Source organism: Streptomyces sp. NPDC002886, assembly GCF_042888445.1.
Lineage (GTDB): Bacteria > Actinomycetota > Actinomycetes > Streptomycetales > Streptomycetaceae > Streptomyces.
The window spans coordinates 386,031-404,153 of sequence record NZ_JBIAPV010000001.1; the positions used below are offsets into that span (position 1 = coordinate 386,031).

At 72.5% G+C, this 18,123-nt stretch carries 16 protein-coding genes; 8 read left to right on the top strand and 8 right to left on the bottom strand.

The features are described from left to right. Nucleotides 1-4 precede the first annotated feature (4 nt). The 4 genes from ACFYYB_RS01625 (at nt 5) to ACFYYB_RS01640 (ending at nt 3,639) form a co-directional block, all read left to right on the top strand. Nucleotides 5-712: a response regulator transcription factor gene (locus ACFYYB_RS01625; protein ID WP_389432575.1), complete on the top strand. Its 708-nt coding sequence runs from the start codon at nt 5-7 to the stop codon at nt 710-712. A gap of 107 nt (nt 713-819) precedes the next feature. After that, on the top strand, nt 820-2,181 hold the full coding sequence (locus tag ACFYYB_RS01630; RefSeq protein WP_389432577.1) for a sensor histidine kinase: 1,362 nt from the start codon (nt 820-822) through the stop codon (nt 2,179-2,181). Between the two features lie 190 nt (nt 2,182-2,371). Beyond that, nucleotides 2,372-2,776 carry a tyrosinase cofactor gene (locus ACFYYB_RS01635; protein WP_389432578.1) on the top strand — a complete coding sequence of 135 codons (405 nt, stop codon included), beginning with the start codon at nt 2,372-2,374 and terminating at the stop codon, nt 2,774-2,776. Continuing rightward, the gene (locus ACFYYB_RS01640) at nt 2,776-3,639 is read left to right on the top strand and encodes a tyrosinase family protein (RefSeq protein ID WP_327302662.1); all 864 of its coding nucleotides are present in this window, start codon (nt 2,776-2,778) and stop codon (nt 3,637-3,639) included. Before ACFYYB_RS01635 ends, ACFYYB_RS01640 begins: the two co-directional genes overlap by 1 nt. On the opposite strand, the gene ACFYYB_RS01645 is transcribed toward ACFYYB_RS01640, so the two are convergent. Together ACFYYB_RS01645 and ACFYYB_RS01650 are read right to left on the bottom strand one after the other, a co-directional pair. Continuing rightward, entirely contained in the window at nt 3,579-4,301 is a 723-nt protein-coding gene (locus ACFYYB_RS01645; RefSeq protein WP_327302663.1) for a response regulator, read from the bottom strand. The genes ACFYYB_RS01640 and ACFYYB_RS01645 overlap by 61 nt on opposite strands. Continuing rightward, on the bottom strand, nt 4,298-5,911 hold the full coding sequence (locus tag ACFYYB_RS01650; protein WP_389432579.1) for an ATP-binding protein: 1,614 nt from the start codon (nt 5,909-5,911) through the stop codon (nt 4,298-4,300). The genes ACFYYB_RS01645 and ACFYYB_RS01650 overlap by 4 nt, the downstream gene beginning before the upstream one ends. 126 nt (nt 5,912-6,037) lie before the next feature. Here ACFYYB_RS01650 and ACFYYB_RS01655 point away from each other — a divergent pair, with 126 nt between their 5' ends. Both ACFYYB_RS01655 and ACFYYB_RS01660 read left to right on the top strand, forming a co-directional pair. After that, a complete protein-coding gene (locus tag ACFYYB_RS01655; RefSeq protein WP_389432580.1) occupies nt 6,038-7,390 on the top strand; it encodes a cation:dicarboxylate symporter family transporter in 1,353 nt (450 codons plus the stop codon). A 228-nt stretch (nt 7,391-7,618) separates the two neighbouring features. After that, nucleotides 7,619-9,424: a S8 family serine peptidase gene (locus tag ACFYYB_RS01660; protein ID WP_389432581.1), complete on the top strand. Its 1,806-nt coding sequence runs from the start codon at nt 7,619-7,621 to the stop codon at nt 9,422-9,424. A gap of 28 nt (nt 9,425-9,452) precedes the next feature. Here the strand turns inward: ACFYYB_RS01660 and ACFYYB_RS01665 are convergent, their stop codons facing one another. From ACFYYB_RS01665 to ACFYYB_RS01680, 4 genes are all read right to left on the bottom strand, one after another. Then, nucleotides 9,453-10,898, bottom strand: a complete 1,446-nt coding sequence (locus ACFYYB_RS01665; protein ID WP_389432583.1) for an alpha/beta hydrolase family protein — start codon at nt 10,896-10,898, stop codon at nt 9,453-9,455. Nucleotides 10,899-10,976: 78 nt separating this feature from the next. After that, entirely contained in the window at nt 10,977-11,675 is a 699-nt protein-coding gene (locus ACFYYB_RS01670; RefSeq protein ID WP_389432584.1) for a (2Fe-2S)-binding protein, read from the bottom strand. 169 nt (nt 11,676-11,844) lie between these two features. Continuing rightward, a complete protein-coding gene (locus tag ACFYYB_RS01675; protein WP_389432586.1) occupies nt 11,845-12,897 on the bottom strand; it encodes an SIS domain-containing protein in 1,053 nt (350 codons plus the stop codon). A gap of 146 nt (nt 12,898-13,043) precedes the next feature. Next, a complete protein-coding gene (locus ACFYYB_RS01680) occupies nt 13,044-14,294 on the bottom strand; it encodes a PTS transporter subunit EIIC (RefSeq protein WP_389432588.1) in 1,251 nt (416 codons plus the stop codon). A 176-nt stretch (nt 14,295-14,470) separates the two neighbouring features. On the opposite strand from ACFYYB_RS01680, the gene ACFYYB_RS01685 reads away from it, so the two are divergent. Then, nucleotides 14,471-15,250 (top strand): GntR family transcriptional regulator, encoded by a 780-nt coding sequence (locus tag ACFYYB_RS01685; RefSeq protein WP_389432590.1) that lies wholly within the window; start codon nt 14,471-14,473, stop codon nt 15,248-15,250. Nucleotides 15,251-15,379: 129 nt separating this feature from the next. Here ACFYYB_RS01685 and ACFYYB_RS01690 read toward each other — a convergent pair whose 3' ends face one another. Further along, nucleotides 15,380-16,186: an alpha/beta fold hydrolase gene (locus tag ACFYYB_RS01690; protein WP_389432591.1), complete on the bottom strand. Its 807-nt coding sequence runs from the start codon at nt 16,184-16,186 to the stop codon at nt 15,380-15,382. A gap of 140 nt (nt 16,187-16,326) precedes the next feature. Here ACFYYB_RS01690 and ACFYYB_RS01695 point away from each other — a divergent pair, with 140 nt between their 5' ends. Further along, on the top strand, nt 16,327-17,013 hold the full coding sequence (locus ACFYYB_RS01695; protein WP_250738094.1) for a GNAT family N-acetyltransferase: 687 nt from the start codon (nt 16,327-16,329) through the stop codon (nt 17,011-17,013). Nucleotides 17,014-17,088: 75 nt separating this feature from the next. Here ACFYYB_RS01695 and ACFYYB_RS01700 read toward each other — a convergent pair whose 3' ends face one another. After that, nucleotides 17,089-18,117: a TolB family protein gene (locus tag ACFYYB_RS01700; protein ID WP_389432593.1), complete on the bottom strand. Its 1,029-nt coding sequence runs from the start codon at nt 18,115-18,117 to the stop codon at nt 17,089-17,091. Nucleotides 18,118-18,123 lie beyond the last annotated feature (6 nt).

The following is an 18,123-nucleotide window of genomic DNA, read 5'->3' on the forward strand; positions in this document are numbered from 1 at the left end:
GACAATGAGCAGCATATTGATCGTGGAGGACGAGGTCTCCCTGACCTCCGTCCTGCGCCGCGGATTCGAGGCCGAGGGGCTCCGGGTCGACGTGGCCCACGACGGACACGAGGGTCTGCGGCTCGCGCTCACCGGCGCCCACGACGCGATCGTCCTCGACGTGATGCTGCCGGGCCTCGACGGACACCGCGTGTGCCGGACCGTACGGGCCGCCGGGCTCTGGACGCCGATCCTGATGCTGACCGCCCGGGACAGCGAGTACGACGAGGCCGAGGGCCTCGACACGGGCGCGGACGACTACCTCACGAAGCCCTTCTCCTATCTGGTGCTCCAGGCCCGCCTGCGCGCCCTGCTGCGCCGCGGGGGCGCCGCCCGGCCGGCCGTCGTCGAGGCGGGCGACCTCGTCCTGGAGCCCGGGAGCAAGAGGTGCACCCGCGCCGGGGCCGAGATCCCGCTCACCGCCAAGGAGTTCGACCTCCTCGCGGTGCTCGCGCGGCGGCCGGGGGTCACGGTCTCCAAGGGCGCCCTGCTGGAGGAGGTCTGGGACCTGCCCGCCGACAGCGATCCGAACGTGGTGGAAGTGCACGTGAGCGCGTTGCGCCGCAAGCTCCAGGCCCCCGTCAGGGACACCGCGGACACCGCGCGGCCCCTGCTGCACACCGCTCGCGGGATCGGCTACCGCCTCGTCCCGCAGCCCGCCGCCACCCCGTGAGGCGCTCCGGCCGGCGGTCGCGGTTCCGGCTCCCCCCGCGGCTCTCCCGGCCACGACTCCCCCGGCCACGGCTCCCTCGGTTCCGGCTCCCCCTCGGCTCGGTCCGCGTGCGGACCACCCTCGGCGCCGTCGCCATCGTCACCGTCGCGCTGCTCGCCGCCTGCGCGGGCCTGCTCGGCGTGATCCGGCACGGGCTGGTCGGCTCCGCCGAGCGCACCGCGCTGACCCGCGCCGAGGCCGTCGCCGCGGTGACGGGGTCGGGGCGCCTCGTCGACCGCCTCGCCGTACCCGAGGGCGAGGACAGCCTGCTCCAAGTGGTCACCGACGACGGGCGGATCCTCGCCGCGAGCCACAATCTGGCCGCCCGCGGACCCGTGGCCTCCTTCGAGCCCGCCGACGGCCACGAAGCGGCCGCCCGCGGTCTGGACCTGGCACTGCGCTCCGATCCGCAGCCCCACCCCTTCCGGATCGTCGCCGTCCGGGCGACGACCGCCGAAGGCTCCGGGGTCACCGTGTACGCCGCCACCAGCCTGGAGACCGCCCGGTACACCCAGGACCTGCTCCTGCGCTCGATGGTCTGGGGCATCCCGCCGCTGCTCCTGCTCGTGGCCGCCGTCACCTGGCGCTCCACCGGCCGGGCCCTGCGCCCGGTGGAGGCGATCCGGGCCGAGGTCGCGGAGATCACCGAGCGGGACCTGGGCCGCCGGGTGCCGGTCCCGGCCTCGCGCGACGAGGTCGCCCGGCTCTCCCTCACGGTGAACTCCACCCTGGACCGGCTGGAGGAGTCCATGGACCGCCAGCGGCGGTTCGTCGCCGACGCCTCGCACGAGCTGCGCAATCCCATCGCCGCGCTGCGCGCCCACGTGGAGGTGGGGATCGCCCATCCGCGGCTCCTGCACGGCGGCGAGCTGCTGGACGACGTGATCCGGGTCCAGCAACTCGCCGACGACCTGCTGCTCCTGGCCCGCCTCGACGCCGGCCAGTCACCCGAGCGGTCCGCCCTCGATCTGCGCGACCTCGTACGGGACACCGTGGCGCGGCGCCCCGAGGGCCGGGTGCCGGTGTCGGTGTCCGTGTCGGTGTCGGTGTCGGTGTCGGTGTCGGTGGAGTCCACCGGACCGGCCCTGATCCACGGCAACCGGGGGCAGTTGGCCCGGGTGCTGGACAACCTCCTCGACAACGCGCAGCGGCACGCCCGTGAGGCCGTCGTGGTGACCGTCGACGCGGGGCCCGCCGGGGTCCTCCTGGAGGTCCGCGACGACGGCGCCGGGGTTCCTGAGGCGGACCGGGAACGGATCTTCACCCGCTTCACCCGGCTCGACGCCTCGCGCAGCCGGGACGCGGGCGGGACCGGGCTCGGGCTGGCCATCGCGCGGGACATCGCGACGGCGCACGGCGGCACGCTGGGCGCCGGACCGGGCCCCGGAGGGCGGTTCGCACTGCGGCTTCCGGCCGACTCCTCGATGTGACCCCTCCCATAGCCACCCCGCGTGACCGAAGGATTTCCTGTCCGTTAAGGTTTTTCCTACAGGTCTTCCCGTCCGGGTGGTTGGAGCCAGTCCGGACGGGAAGATCATCCAACTAGTTCGACGGGCAACTTATCCGCGCATGTCCGGATAGCGGCCCTGTGTTCGCCGCGCCCTGATACCTCTTCGGGCCATGAACAAGATCACCCGCCGACAGGCCTTAAGCGCCTCTGCCGGCGCACTCACCGCCCTCGGCCTCGCAGGCGCCACCGCGCACGCCGCCGTCACCGGACCCCGTACCGCCGCCCCCACCACTCCCGCGGGCACCATCGACGAGGTCTACCAGGGCCGCCGCATACGGATCGTCCCCGCCTCTGGCGGCGGGGACGACCACGGGGGCCACCACGGCGGCCACCAGCCCCCCGGCCAGCCCACCGTCCTCATAGACGGCCGCGAACTGCACGTGATGCGCAACGCCGACGGGAGCTGGATCAGCGTGGTCAACCACTACGAGACCTTCTCCGGCCCGCTTCCGCTCGCCCGCGCCGCCGTGCGCGAGCTCCAGGGCGCCGCCCTCGTCCCGATGGGCGGCATGTGATGACCATCCGCAAGAACCAGGCCGCGCTCACCACCGAGGAGAAGCGGGCGTTCACCGCGGCGCTCCTCGAACTGAAGCGCACCGGCCGCTACGACCGTTTCGTCACCACGCACAACGGCTTCATCATGAGCGACACCGACTCCGGCGACCGGGTCGGCCACCGCTCCCCCTCCTTCCTGCCCTGGCACCGCCGGTTTCTCCTGGAGTTCGAGGCGGCGCTGCAGGCGGTGGATCCGTCGGTGGCCCTGCCCTACTGGGACTGGACGGCCGACCGGACCGCCCGCTCCTCCCTCTGGGCCGCCGACTTCCTCGGCGGTACCGGACGCGCCCGGGACGGGCAGGTGCTCGACGGACCGTTCGCGTACGCGGCGGGCAAGTGGGAGATAGCCGTACGGGTGGACGGGCGCTCCTACCTGCGACGCGCGCTCGGCACCGGCGTCGCCCAACTGCCGACCCGAGCCGAGGTGGACTCCGTCCTCGCGATGCCGGTCTACGACGCGGCGCCCTGGAACAGCTCCTCGGGCGGCTTCCGCAACAACCTGGAGGGCTGGCGCGGGGCCAACCTGCACAACCGGGTGCACGTGTGGGTGGGCGGCCAGATGGCCACCGGGGTCTCCCCCAACGACCCGGTGTTCTGGATGCACCACGCCTTCATCGACAAGCTGTGGGCCGACTGGCAGGCGCTGCACCCGCAGTCGGCGTACCTGCCGGCGGCCGGCACCCCGAACGTCGTGGACCTGCACGACACCATGCGGCCGTGGAACGACGTGACCCCGGCCGACATGCTGGACCACCGGAAGTTCTACACCTTCGACACCGAACCGGCGCCCGCGCCGGCCGGGGCCGCCGCCAGCCAGCGGTAGTGCAGTTCGGGGCGGCCGACCTGGCCGTACCGGGGGGTGCGGTCCGCGCGGCCGGTGTCCACCAGGTGCTCCAGGTACCGGCGGGCGGTGATCCGGGAGATCCCGGCCGCCTCGGCCGCCCCGCCCGCGGTCAGCCCCTCGGGGGCCGCCCGCAGCAGGGCGGCGACCCGCTCCAGGGTCGGGCCGCCGATGCCCTTGGGCAGTTCGGCCGGCCGGGGTGAGCGCAGGGCCGCCATCGCGCGGTCCACATCGTCCTGGCCGGCCGCCTCGCCCGCCGCCGTCGCGCGGAACTCGGCGTAGCGCAGGAGCCGTTCGCGCAGGGTGGGGAAGGCGAAGGGCTTCAGTACGTACTGCACCACCCCGAGCGAGACGCTCTCGCGGACCACGCCCAGGTCCCGCGCCGAGGTCACCACGATCACGTCGGCGGGGTGCCCCGCCGCCCGCAGGCCGCGCGCGAAGCGCAGCCCGTGCCCGTCGGGCAGGGTGAGGTCGAGGAGCAGCAGGTCGATCCGGGTGCGCTCCAGGACGCGGGTCGCCTCCGCGAGGGAGTGGACGACCGCGACGGCGGTGAAGCCGGGCACCCGCCCCACGTACAGCGCGTGCGCGTCGGCGGCCACCGGATCGTCCTCGACGACGAGGACCCGCACCTCGGGCGTGCTCATGCGTCCCCTTCCCCGCGCGGCTCCCCGCGCGCCGGCAGCCGTACGGTGAACCGCGCTCCCCCGTCGGGCAGTCGGTCGGCGTCCGCGCTTCCGCCGTGCCGGTGGGCCACCTGGCGCACCAGCGCGAGGCCCAGGCCCCGCCCCTCCCCCTTGCCCGACCAGCCGCGCCGGAACACGTCGGCGCCCTCGGGAAGTCCGGGACCGTTGTCGGCCACGCCGATCAGCACCCCGCGCCCATGGGGGCCGGCCGGGCCGTCGGGGCGGATGGTGACGGAGATCCGGCCGCCGGGCACGCCGGTGAGGGCGTCGACGGCGTTGTCGACGAGGTTCCCGAGGACGGTGACGAGGTCGCGGGCGGGCGGGCCGCCGGGCGCGGCGTCGATGGCTCCGCTGTCCGGGGTGACGACCAGCTCGACCCCGCGTTCGTGGGCCTGCGCGGCCTTGCCGAGCAGCAGGGCGACGAGCACGGGCTCGCCGACGGCGGCGATCACCTCGTCGGTCAGGGCCTGGGCGAGGGACAGTTCGGCGGTGGCGAAGTCCACCGCTTCGTGGCTGCGGCCGAGTTCGATGAGGGAGACCACGGTGTGCAGCCGGTTGGCCGCCTCGTGGGCCTGTGCGCGCAGCGCCCGGGTGAATCCGCGTTCCTGATCCAACTCACCCGTCAGCGACAGCAGTTCGGTGTGGTCGCGCAGGGTGACCACGGTGCCGCGGCGGCCACCGCCCGCGACGGGCGCGCTGTTGAGCACGAGGACCCGGTCCGCGGTCAGGTGCACTTCGTCCACCCGGGGCCGGTCGGCGAGCAGGGCCCCGGTGAGCGGAGCGGGCAGGCCCAGGTCGGCGACCCCGGTCCCCTTGATCTCCCCTCGCAGGCCCAGGAGTTCGCGGCCCGCGTCGTTGACGAGGGTGATCCGGCGCCGGCCGTCGAGCATCAGCAGCCCCTCGCGGACGCCGTGCAGGGCGGCCTGGTGGTAGTCGTACATGCGGCTCAGCTCGTCGGCGTTCATCCCGTGGGTGTGACGGCGCAGCCGGGCGTTGATGACGTAGGTGCCCGCCCCTCCGAGGGCGAGGGCCCCGCCGGCCACCCAGGCGAGGGCGGAGAGCCGCTCGGCGAGCCGGGCGCTGACCGCGCGGACGGTGATGCCGGCGGCGACCATGCCGATGACCCTGCCGTCGTCGGTGATCGGGGTGACCACGCGGAGCGAGGGGCCGAGGGTGCCGGTGTAGGTCTCGCTGAAGGTCTCGCCCCGCAGCGCGGGTGCGGTGTTGCCGAGGAAGCGTTCGCCGATGCGCATCGGGTCGGGATGGGTCCAGCGCCGTCCGTCCGGAGCCATGATCGTCACGAAGTCCACGCCCGCGTCCACCCGGACCCGCTCCGCGTAGGGCTGCAGGGCCGCGCGGCCGTCCCCCCGCGCCGCGTCCCGGACCGACGGGGAGTCGGCGACGGCGCGGGCCACCGCTCCGGCCTGGCGCCGGGCGGCCTCCTCGGCCTGGTCGCGGGCGGTCGCGTAAGCGAAGACGGCACAGCCGGCGACGACCGCGGCGACCAGCACGACCTGCATGGCGAAGAGCTGGCCGGCGAGGCTGCGCGGCGGCCGGGGGAAGCGGAACATGGCGCTCAGTGTGCACCCGAGCGTGAACTCAATGAACGCAAGGGTGACCGGGGTCACAGCGGCGGGCCATGGTCCTCCCGGGACGCCTTCGCCATCGGGGAGGCGAAGGCACTACCGGGAGGCATCGTGGCCGCCAGGCGCGACAAGACGCATTATCTGTACATCGCGGTGATCGGCGCGGTGCTGCTCGGCATCGCCGTCGGCTTCGCCGCACCCGGCACGGCCGTGGAGCTCAAGCCGCTGGGCACCGGGTTCGTCAACCTCATCAAGATGATGATCTCGCCGGTCATCTTCTGCACGATCGTGCTGGGCATCGGTTCGGTGCGCAAGGCCGCCAAGGTCGGCGCGGTGGGCGGGCTGGCGCTCGGCTACTTCATGGTGATGTCCACGGTGGCGCTGGCCATCGGCCTGCTCGTGGGCAACCTGCTGGAGCCGGGCAGCGGGCTGCACCTGACCGAGGCGGCCAGGCACGCCGGCGAGGCGCAGGCGAAGGCGGGCGGAGCGGAGAGCACGCCCGAGTTCCTGCTGGGGATCATCCCGACCACGCTGGTGTCGGCCTTCACCGGGGGCGAGGTGCTCCAGACGCTGCTGGTGGCGCTGCTGTGCGGGTTCGCGCTGCAGGCCATGGGCGCGGCGGGCGAGCCGGTGCTGCGCGGGATCGGGCACGTGCAGAAGCTGGTGTTCCGGGTGCTCGCCATGATCATGTGGGCGGCGCCGGTGGGCGCCTTCGGCGCGATCGCGGCGGTGGTCGGGGCGACCGGAATGGACGCCCTGAAGTCCCTCGCGGTCATCATGATCGGGTTCTACACGACCTGCCTGCTCTTCGTCTTCGTGGTCCTGGGCACGCTGCTGCGACTGTGTACGGGGATCAGCGTCTTCGCCCTGCTGCGCTACCTGGGCCGGGAGCTCCTGCTGATCCTGTCCACCTCCTCCTCGGAGTCGGCGCTGCCCCGGCTGATCGCGAAGATGGAGCACGTGGGCGTCTCGCGGCCGGTGGTCGGCATCACGGTTCCGACGGGCTACTCCTTCAACCTGGACGGGACCGCGATCTATCTGACGATGTCCTCGCTCTTCGTCGCGGAGGCGATGGGCAAGCCGCTGGCCCTGGGCGAGCAGATCTCCCTGCTGCTGTTCATGATCGTGGCTTCGAAGGGCGCGGCCGGGGTCACCGGCGCGGGACTGGCCACGCTCGCCGGAGGGCTGCAGTCGCACCGGCCTGAACTCGTCGACGGCGTCGGCCTGATCGTGGGCATCGACCGGTTCATGAGCGAGGCGCGGGCGCTGACGAACTTCGCCGGCAACGCGATCGCGACCGTGCTGATCGGCACCTGGACGAAGGAGTTCGACCGGGCCCGGGCCACCGAAGTCCTCGCGGGACGACTGCCGTTCGACGAGAGCACACTGACCGACGACGAGCACGAGCAGGCCACGGCCGTACCCGCCCAGCCGGGCGGCGCCAAGGACGGCGTACCCGTCTGACGGGGACGCTGCGCGGACCGGTCGGGCAGGGCTCGCCCCCACGGTGCCCAGCCCGACCGGTCCCGACACCTCGGGCAATAGTCTTTTTTCAGCCAAGATCGGATCAACCGTCTAGCTGTAAAAGGTACTTCCATATCGGGGCACGCTTCTGACATCTTGCGTCCACCACTCGTTTCGTACGGCCCGGTAGGTGCCACCCGCACCGCAGGGCCGTCTTCGGAGGACGCATTGATACCCCACATATCCAGCCGACCTCGACGCACCCTCGTACTGGCGGCCGCCCTGGCCGCCCTGGCCTTCGGGGCCCCGGCCGCGCTCGCCGGCACGGCGCCCGTCTCCCCGGCGGGCATCCCGGGCACCTCCGCCCCCGCCAAGGCCAAGGCCCCGGCGCCGACTTCCCAGAGTGCGACCTGGGCTGCCGGCACCCGCGCCTACGTGGTGATCACCGCAGCCGGTGACAGCTCCGCGGTCCGTTCGGCCGTCACGGCGAACGGCGGCACGGTCTTCTCGTACTACGACCAGATCGGCGTGATAGTCGCCCACTCGACCTCCTCGACCTTCGCCGCCACCATGCGCGGCGTCAGCGGGGTCCAGAAGGTCGGCGCGACGCGTACCTCGGACGTACCGGCCGACGCCTACAACCCGGCGCTGCCCGCCAACCCGTCCCAGTCGACGACCCCCGCCGGCGAGCCGCTGCGGGCCGACATGACCCAGATCAAGGCCGACCAGGCCTGGGCCGTGACCACCGGCTCGGCTTCCGTCAAGGTCGGCATCCTGGACACCGGCGTCGACGACCAGCACCAGGACCTGGCGCCGAACTTCAACGCCGCGGACTCGGCCTCCTGTGCCTACGGCAAGGCGGACACCCGGGTCGGCGCCTGGCGCGACGTGGACACCCACGGCACGCACGTGGCCGGTTCCGTGGCCGCCGCCAAGAACGGCAAGGGCGTCATCGGTGTGGCCCCCGGCGTGAAGATCTCCTCGGTCCGCGTGGCCGAGCCGGGCACCTCGCTGTTCTTCGCCGAGAACACCATCTGCGCCTTCGTGTGGTCCGGCGACCACGGTTTCAAGGTCACCAACAACAGCTATTACACGGACCCCTGGCAGTTCAACTGCCCGGACAACATCGACCAGGCCGCGATCATCGAGGGCGTCAAGCGCGCCCAGGAGTACGCGGAGAGCAAGGGCTCGCTCCAGGTCGCCGCGGCGGGCAACGAGAACTACGACCTCGCCAACAAGACCACGGACTCGGCGAGCCCCAACGACTCGACGCCGACCACCCGGACCATCACCAACGCCTGCCTCGACATCCCCACCGAACTCCCGGGCGTGGTCACGGTCGCCGCCAACGGCACCGGAACCACCAAGGCCTCGTTCTCCAACTTCGGCCAGGGCGTCATCGACGTCGCGGCCCCGGGCAGCAACGTCTACTCCACCGCTCCGGGCGGCGGTTACAGCACCAAGAGCGGCACCTCGATGGCCACCCCGCACGTCGTGGGCGTCGCGGCGCTCATCGCGAGCGCCAACCCGACCTTCACCCCGGCGCAGATCCGCACCGCGCTGGCCACCCAGGCCAACGACACCGCCTGCCCGTCGGACAGCCGCTGCAAGGGGACCACGGCCAACAACGGGTTCTTCGGCGAGGGCCAGGTCGACGCGCTGAAGGCGGTCGGCGGCTCGACCCCGCCTCCCGGCAAGTACTTCGAGAACCTCACGGACGTCGCGATCACCGACAACGCGACCGTGAACAGCGCCATCACCGTCAGCGGGGTGACCGGCAACGCGCCGGCCACCCTCAAGGTGGGCGTGGACATCAAGCACACCTACATCGGTGACCTCAAGGTCGACCTCGTGGCTCCGGACGGCTCCGTCTACGTCCTGAGCAACCGGACCGGCGGCAGCGCGGACAACATCATCCAGACCTTCACGGTCAACGCCTCCTCCGAGGTCGCGAACGGCGTCTGGACCCTCCGTGTGAACGACAACGCCAACTCGGACACCGGCAAGATCGACGCCTGGAACCTGACCTTCTAGCCGGCCGGCCGACGTGCTGCCCGCCCGTTCAGCGGTGCAGGACGTCGGCCAGCCAGTCGAAGACCAGGTCGCAGTGCTGTTGCGGGGCCATCGGGGAGCAGTGCAACTGCGCCCCGGTGGCCTCCGTCAGTTTCACGTACTCCCGGCGGGAGCGGAGCAGGTCGTACATCCGCCGCGGCTGGCCGGGGTAGAACTGCTCGAAGTCGTAGTCCAGGACGAGCGTCGGGGCCTTGATCCTCGGGACGACGGCGGTGACGTCCAGGCTGATGGCCAGCTGGGCCGGGGTCCACAGGTCGGTGAAGATCCGCCCGGCGCGGGCCGCCCGCAGCGCCTCCTTCGAGAAGATCTCGAACCGCTTCTTCACGGTGTACGCGAGCTGCGGGGTGAGTTCGGGGACCACCTCCTCGTTCCACACCCGGTTGGTCTCCGCCTTGTCGGCGGTGACCACGTCGCGGAGCTCCTTGTCGAAGCCGAGCCACGGGCTGACGCAGCCGGGCTGGCAGACCAGGGCCGCGATGCGGGGTTCGAAGGCGGCGGCGCGGGCGACGAGGTTGCCGCCCATGCTGAGGCCGGTGAGGGCGATGCGCGTGCGGTCCACGTCCTCGCGCCGCTCCAGCCAGTCGATCAGCGGACCGACCACCTTCTCCCAGCGGGGCGTGAAGGACAGCTCCTCGACGAAGAGCAGCTCGCCCTGGCCCGGGCCGTCGTAGACGAGGGCGTTCCAGCCCCGGTCGAGGGCCGCGGACACCCCGTAGGTCCACATGTCGACGTTCTGGCCGTCGCTGCCGTTGGTGAGGATGACGGTGGGCCTGGGTTCGGACGGGCGGTGCCCCTCGGGGCGGAAGAACCAGACCGGCAGCCGGGTGGTGCCGTACGGGACCTTCGCCCGGACGGCGGCCGGGGAGCAGAGCTGCGTGAAGGTGTCCCAGGCGCGGCGCCCCTGGAGGTAGACCTCCTCCTCGTCTCCCGGCCGGTCGGTGCCGAGCACGTAGAACAGTGCCTGCGCGTAGTACTGGGCCGCGCGCAGCGAGCGGAACCTGCGGGTCTGCGAGGGGGTTTCGCGGCCGTGCCGGGCGGTCGCCGGGGGCGAGGCGAGACGGTCGCCCCAGCCGCGGAAGGTGTCGGTGAAGGTCTGCTCGGACAATCCGGCGGCGTTGATCGTGTTGACGGCGGTGAGGACCTCGCCGACTTCGGAGGCGCGCATGCCGGCCGCGCCCAGGGCGAAGAGCCCGGCGAAGTTGAAGCCCGGGTCGGCGAAGAGCTTCATGGCTCCGGGCGAGGGGCCGGGGTCGGCTGCGGCCCGGGGCGCCGTCGCGGCGGGCGCCGGGACGGGCGCCGGTGCGGCCGACGCGGGGGCCGTCCCCGCTCCGACTGCTAGGGCTCCGGCCCCTGCGGCGAGGCTGGTCAGGGCAGTGCGTCGGGAGACCCCACGGGCGGGGGCGTGGCCTTCCGATCCGGTGTGTTCGTGCTTCATGGCAGGGAACGTAGAAGGAGCACCGGGCGCGCCGCCGTGCGCCACACGCTCCGTTGCTCCGAACGGCCCCGGGTCGCGCTACCGGGTCCGCAGGACGCAGTCACCGCAGAGCCCGCCGCCGGGCACCTTGTAGTAGAGGCAGCAACTGCGGCGCAGGAAGGCCACCCCGAGGCCGGGTTCGTGCACGAAGGTGCCGGTCCCTTCGAGCGGGCCGCCGTCGGCGAGGAGGCCGGCGGCCAGCAGCGCGGCCGCCTCCCCCGGCACCCGGTCCGTGAGCACCCGGACGGCGCCGACCAGCCCGGAGGCGGCGTTGCCGCGCAGCACCCGCGGCGAGACGCCGAACCGCTCGCGCAGCGCCGTGTCGAGCACCGCGAGGTGGCCGAGCACGCTGTCCGCGAGGGCCCGTTCCGGAGTTTCCCCGGGGAGTTCGGCGGGCTCGGGCAGCCACAGCTCCAGCGACGCCGCTCCGGGCAGCCGCCACCACAGGCCGGCGGGGCGCAGGTCCGGCACCCGCCCGGACAGGACGGCGCAGCCCAGCGCGAGCGACCAGAGCCGCGACACGATCCCGAACTGCGCGGTCGAAGCCGCCACCCGGCCGGGTCCGGTCCCGATCCGCCGGCCGACCTCGCCGACGTAGGCCCCGAGCCGCTCCCCGTACAGCTCCTCGAGCGGCCGGAAGCCGGGGCCGGGCGGCTCCTTCCCGTACGCCACGGTGAAGAAGGGCCCGACGGAGCCCAACTGCCTCAGTACGCCGTCCATCCCGGGCTCCGTGTCCATCCGCCGATGATCTCACCGTGCCCGGCGCGCTCCCGTCGCCGGGTCCCGGAGCCGGCTCCCGGTCCGTGGCTCCCGCACGAGGTTCGCGTCGTCCGGCACCGCCCCGAAGGGACCGGCACCGGACGACGCGAACGTGAACGTGATCGACGGCTGGGACGAGGCGTCCGGGCTACGCCTGGGTGAAGGCCGCGACCTCGAAGTCGGACATGTCGAGGCCGCCCTGCTTGGTGTCGTCGTTGGCGAAGACGAAGGACTCGATCGGGACGTCCCGCTCGGCGCTGAGCTGGGCCACCAGTTCCTGGAGGACCACCGTCTCCAGGACCACCCGGACCGCGTCCGCGACCTCGGGCAGGCGGATGACCGACAGGCTGTCCGCGGGCTCCACCTCGGCCGTGGTCATCAGCAGGGTGAGGTGGCCGGCGCCCGCCAGCGAGCGGGCCAGCTCGATCTCGCGGCCGTCGCCGTAGACGAGGTGGAGGGTGTTGCCCGCCGACTCCATCTCGCCGTGCAGGTAGTTGCGGGTCGCCGAGTGGGCGGCGGTCATCCGCACCACCTCGCGCAGCAGCAGCGCGCCCTCCTCGGCGGAGGCCCGGGAGGCCCCGGCCGCCACGCCGTCGGAGGCGATGCAGCGGGCGCCGCGCTCCCGCAGGCCCGCCACGACCTCGGCGGCCTGCGAGTGGATCGCGGTGGTCTGCTCGGCGATCTCGCCCCACGGGTCGCCGTCACGGCCCGCGACGGCCCCGGCGATCAGGTCGAGGGCGACGATGGTGCCGGTGTAGCCGATGGTCGAGGCGTACGAGTCGGGCTCGTTGCCGAGGTCCACGGTGAGGTCGGCGAGGTCGCCGAGCGGCGAGGGGACCACGTTGAGCAGCGCGGTCTTCGTGATGCCGGGGGCGGCGCACTCGAAGGCGGCGATGGTCTCGGAGCTGCGGCCGCCCTGGGAGACGGCGATCAGGCAGTCGGTGTCGAAGCCGGCGGTGCCGGTCTCGATCTCGCTGGACAGCACCCGCTGGGAGACGATCCCGGCTTCGCGGAGCTGCTGCACGGGGACGGCGAGGGCGGCGTACGAGGCCCCGATGCCGGTGAACAGGGGGCGCTCGGCGGCGCGCAGCCCGGCGAGGTCCGGGGAGGCGAGCTGGGTGCGGACGCGGTCGGCGATCCGGGCGAGGGCCGCGCCCTGGTCGGCCTGGCCTTCGAGGAACGTGATGCGGGATCCGGACATGGTGGGGGGTCCTTAGCTAAGTCTGGGGACCGCCGGCCCCCGCCGGTTCGGGCGGGCGGGGGCGGGCGATCGGGCGGAGCGGTCGGCCGGAACGAGGCCGGTCGGGCGGAGCGGGGGGCCGATCGGGGGAACCGCCGGCCGGGGGCTCAGGAGGCGTCGGCCTTGGTGAGCGGCTTGCCTTCCTCGTCACGTTCGCGGCCCGGGGTGGGGAGGTCGAACTTCACGATCGCCCAGCGGAAGAGCACGTAGTAGATGGCGGCGAAGGCCAGGCCGATCGGGATGAGCATCCAGGGCTTGGTGGCGATGCCGTAGTTCACGATGTAGTCGATGGCGCCGGAGGAGAAGCCGAAGCCGTCGCGGATGCCGAGGGCGTAGCAGACGGCCATCGAGACGCCGAAGAGGAAGGCGTGGATCGCGTAGAGCAGCGGGGCCACGAACATGAAGGCGAATTCGATGGGCTCGGTCACGCCGGTGACGAAGGAGGTCAGGGCGACGGAGATCATCATGCCCTTGACCATGGTCCGGTTCTCGGGGCGTGCGGTGTGCGCGATGGCCATGGCGGCGGCCGGGAGCGCGAACATGTAGATCGGGAAGCCGCCGGTCATGAACTGGCCCGCGGTGGGGTCGCCGGCGAGGAAGCGGGCGATGTCCCCGTGCACCTCGGTGCCGGTCGCCGGGTTGACGAAGGAGCCCGCCTCGAACCAGGGGAAGACCGAGAAGAAGTGGTGCATCCCGATCGGGATGAGGGCACGGACGACGAGGCCGAAGAGGCCGGCGCCCCAGGCGCCGGTGCCGACCAGCCACTCACCGAAGTGGAAGAACCAGCCGCCGACGGTCGGCCAGACCACTCCGAATACCACTCCCATGCCGACGCCCGCGAAGGCGCTCAGGATGGGGACGAGACGGCGGCCGCCGAAGAAGCCGAGCCACTCGGGCAGCTTGGTGCGGCTGAAGCGCTGGTAGAGCAGGGCCGCGACGAGACCCATCACGATGCCGCCGAGCACCTTGGCGTCGAGCGGCTCGCCGTCCACACCCTTGGGGAAGGCGGGGCTGGCGAGTACGGCCTTGAAGACCAGGTAGCCGACCACGGCCGCCAAGGCGGTGGAGCCGTCCGACTTCTTGGCGAAGCCGATGGCCACGCCGACCGCGAAGAGCAGCGGCAGGTTGGCGAAGACGGTGTCACCGGCCGCCGCCAGGACCATCGCGAGCTTCTGTATGAGCTGCGGGAAGTTCTCCCGGCCCAGCAGGTCGGCGCCGCCCAGGCGGGTCAGCAGGGCCGCGGCCGGCAGCGTGGCCACGGGCAGCATCAGGCTGCGGCCGATGCGCTGCAGTACCGGCATGACCCGGCCCGGCTTCTTTCCGGCGGCCGGTGTGACCGCGGCGGTGGCCGTACTCATCTGGTGCTCCTCGTCGAGCGGAGTGGTGGGGACGACTCGAAGGTAGCCAGTGGTTTTGAATTGGTCAACGGTGGTCTCTTGTGGTCTTTCAGAAAATATCAAGATGAGGCCCTAGGTCCTGACTGGGCAGGGACTGAAGCCGATGCGAAGTGGTAGCAAGTGGTATGGTTTGGCCCATGACCGACGACGCTGCCATCGCCGACGCCACCTCCTCGATCGCGGCGAACGCCCGCGCCGCGGACCCCCTGTGGGCCCAGGCCGCGGACCGCATCCGCGAGGAGATCGCCCGCCGCGGCCTGTCCGAGGGCAGCAAGCTGCCGCCCGAACGCGAGCTGTGCACCCGGCTGGACATCTCCCGCGTCACCCTGCGCCGCGCGCTCGCCCGCCTCGTCGAACAGGGCCTGGTCACCGCGTCCCACGGGCGCGGCTGGTTCGTCGCGGCGCCGGTCGCCCCCGCGCCCGCCCGCGAGTGGCCCAAGGACCTGGAGTCCTTCACCGCCACCGCCCGGCGCAAGCACATGCGCGCCAGCTCGGTGGTCCTGCGCCACGACACCGTCACCGCGTCCCTGGACGACGCCGACCGCCTCGGCGTGCCCGCCGGCACCTCGCTCCTGCGCCTGGAACGGGTCCGGCTGCTCAACGACGTCCGCATCGCCGTCGACCGGACCCTGGTCGTCGCCGACCTCGCGCCCGACCTCGCCCGCACCGACTTCCGCGAGACCTCCCTCTTCGAGGAACTGCGCCGCTGGGGCGTCGAGCCCGACCGCGCCGAGGCCACCATCGAGGCGCGCAACGCCGACGGAGAACTCGCCGGCCATCTGGGCATCACCGAGGGCGCGCCCGTACTCGTACTCGACCAGACGGTGTACACCAAGGACCAGCGGCCGCTGCTGCTGTCCACGGTGGAGTACAGCGGGGACCGCTACCGGCTGCGCACCACCCTGCAGACAGACTGACACCGCCCGTCCGGCACGCGGTAGCCCCGTTCGACACCCTCCGGACAGCCGAAAGCCCCGGCCCGGGGCGGCCCTGCGGCCCGGGCCGGGGCCATCCCGGGGGCGGGGCCATGCGGGGGCGGGGGGCGGTCAGATTCCCGCGAGGAACTCCAGCAGCGCCCGGTTGAAGGCCTCCGGCTGCTCCACGCCCGGCAGGTGCCCGGCCCGCTCCACCACGGCGAGCACCGAGTGCGGAACCAGCGCGTGCAGGGACTCGGCCTCGGCGACCGGGGTGTAGACGTCGTCCCGGCCGACCACGATCAGGCAGGGCACCTCGGCCGGCAGCGCCGCGAGCACCGGGGCGTAGTCGGGCCGTTCGGCCCGCCCCCGCAGGGCGGCGGCCGCGCCCTCGGGGTCGGTGGCGTACATCATCCCGGTGACCTCGGCCGCGGCCTCGGGCATTCCCGTCACGTTGTAGGGCGCCAGCATCTTGTCGATGACCTCGTCGGCATAGGGCTTCATTCCCTCCGTGAGGAGCCGCTCGGCGAGGTTCCGGCGGAAGGTTTTGCCGTCTTCCGTTTCCGGCGGAGCGGAGGTGTCGGAGAGGACGAGGGCCCGCACGCGGCCCGGGTGGCGCAAGCGCATCTCCATGGCGATCTGCCCGCCCATGGACACACCCCCGACGACCGCTTGTTCGACGTCCAGACGGTCGAGCAGAGCGACCAGATCATCGGCGAAGTCGGCGAGCGGTGTTTTGCCGGGCAACACCGGACTTTGCCCGTATCCCCGCAGGTCAGGGGTAATCACGCGGTAACCGGCCGTGGTCAGTGCGGCCGTCTGGGGGGCCCACATCAAGTGGCTGAACGGATGTCCGTGGATCAGGATTACGGGGGCTCCGTCGCGGGGACCCAAGTCCTCGAAAAAGAGTGTCACGCCATTGCCAATTTGGGGGTTCATGGAAGGACTCTAAGGGGCTACATTGAGCCACTCGCGTTCACCTGACAGCCCGTTGCCTTTCACCCGTGTTTTGCACTGGGGGCGACGTCAGGGACGCAGACTGTGCAACCACCCCACCGCCCAGAAGGACCGAAGGCTCCGTGCCCGTACCCGTACTCCTCGCCGGCCGCTCCGTGCGGCTTGAGCCCCTCGCCCCCCACCACACCGAGGCCTTGGCCCTGGCCGGGGCCGAGGATCGTACGACTTACGCCTTCACTCCCGTGCCCCACGGGTTGCAGGCGTCACACGAGTACATCGACCGTGCCCTCGCCGATCAGGCGGCGGGTCGATCGCTCCCGTTCGCGGTGGTCAGAGCCACCGACGGTCGGGTGGTCGGATCGACCCGGTTCCTGGAACTCGACTACTGGCAGGGGCCGCTGGTGTGGCCCGCCGTGCCGGGGGTCCCGTTCGGCGATCCGGCGACGGCGATCCCCGATGCCGCCGAGATCGGCAATACCTGGCTGTCTCCCGCGGCCCAGGGCACCGGCATCAATACCGAGGCGAAGCTGCTCATGCTCCGCCATGCCTTCGAGACCTGGGGGGTCCGGCGGATCTCGCTCCGCGCGGACGCCCGCAACGGACGCTCGCGCGCCGCGATGGAGCGGCTCGGGTTCACCAGCGAGGGGGTCCGCCGGGCCCATTCGCGGGGCCTGGACGGCGCCGTGCGCAGTACCGCCTTCTACTCGATCCTCGACGAGGAGTGGCCGACCGTGCGGTCGGTCATCGAGCTGCGGCTGTCGGCCGCGGCGCAGCGCAAGCGGCGCCGCAAGACGCTCATCCCGGCGTAACGGTCCTCCTCCGAGGTCCGCGACGCCCGTCCCCGTCCCTGCCGCTGCCCCTGCCCTGCCCCCCTCTTCCCGGTGTCAGCCGAGGAAGGCGGGGGCGAGGGCCGAGGTCATCAGCCGGGCCGGGGCCCCGGAGCCGTCTGCGGGGAGGGAGTACAGGTCGGCGCCGAAGTCCCCGGGCAGCGAGTAGACGACGGTCTTGTCGTCGGTCCACACCACTTGGTCGTCGACGCTGCGCTCCTCCGCGAGCGGCGCCTCGGCCATCGTGGCGAGGTCCAGGACGTACAGCCGCCACGGCGCGTCCGGTGACAGGCCCGGCACCCGCTTCTTGAACACCAGCCGGGTCCCGTCGGGCGACAGGGACGGGCATTCCAGGTTCTCGCGCAGCGTGGTCACCGTGCGCGCCGCGAGGTCGCCGCGGACCAGGTACGTCCGGCCGCCGGTGGCGAGCGTCGCGTAGAAGGTCCGCTCGTCGGCGGCGAAGGTGACCCCCCAGAAGTTGACGTCCGCGTTGCGGTACGTCGTGCCGTCCTTGTGGATGGTGAAGTCCTCCAGCGAGGCGTCGTACCTCCCGCTGCGCAGGTCCAGCAGGGAGGTCCGGGTCGAGAAGTTCGTACCGGCGTACGAGTCCCCGCCCACGAACACCGTCCAGGCGACCAGGTGGCCGCCGGGCGAGACGCGGGCCCGGGTCGGGATGCCGGCCAGCGGGCGGGTGGCCACCTCCTTCAGCCGGGCGTCGAGGACCACCGCCTTGTAGGCGTCCTGCACCCCGCCCTTGTCGGACCGGAGGCAGATCCCGGTGCCGGCGGCCGCGTGGAAGCGCAGGCAGCTCACCCCGGAGGCGGTGCGCGGACCTTCGGGCGCGCCGGCCGCCGCGGTGGCGAGCTCGTCGCGGTGCGGCCCCCAGGCCATGTTCCGGAAGACGATCCGCCGGCCTCCGTCACCCGCGGCGAGGGAGACCTCGCCACGGGTGATCGCCGGCCCGCCCGCCTGCACCCGGTCCTTCTCCCCGGCCCGCGAGGAGGCCCGTACGACGGCGAGCGCACCGATGACGGTGAGCAGGACGACGGCGGAGACCAGGATCAGGATCCGGCGCTGGAGGGGCATGGGTGG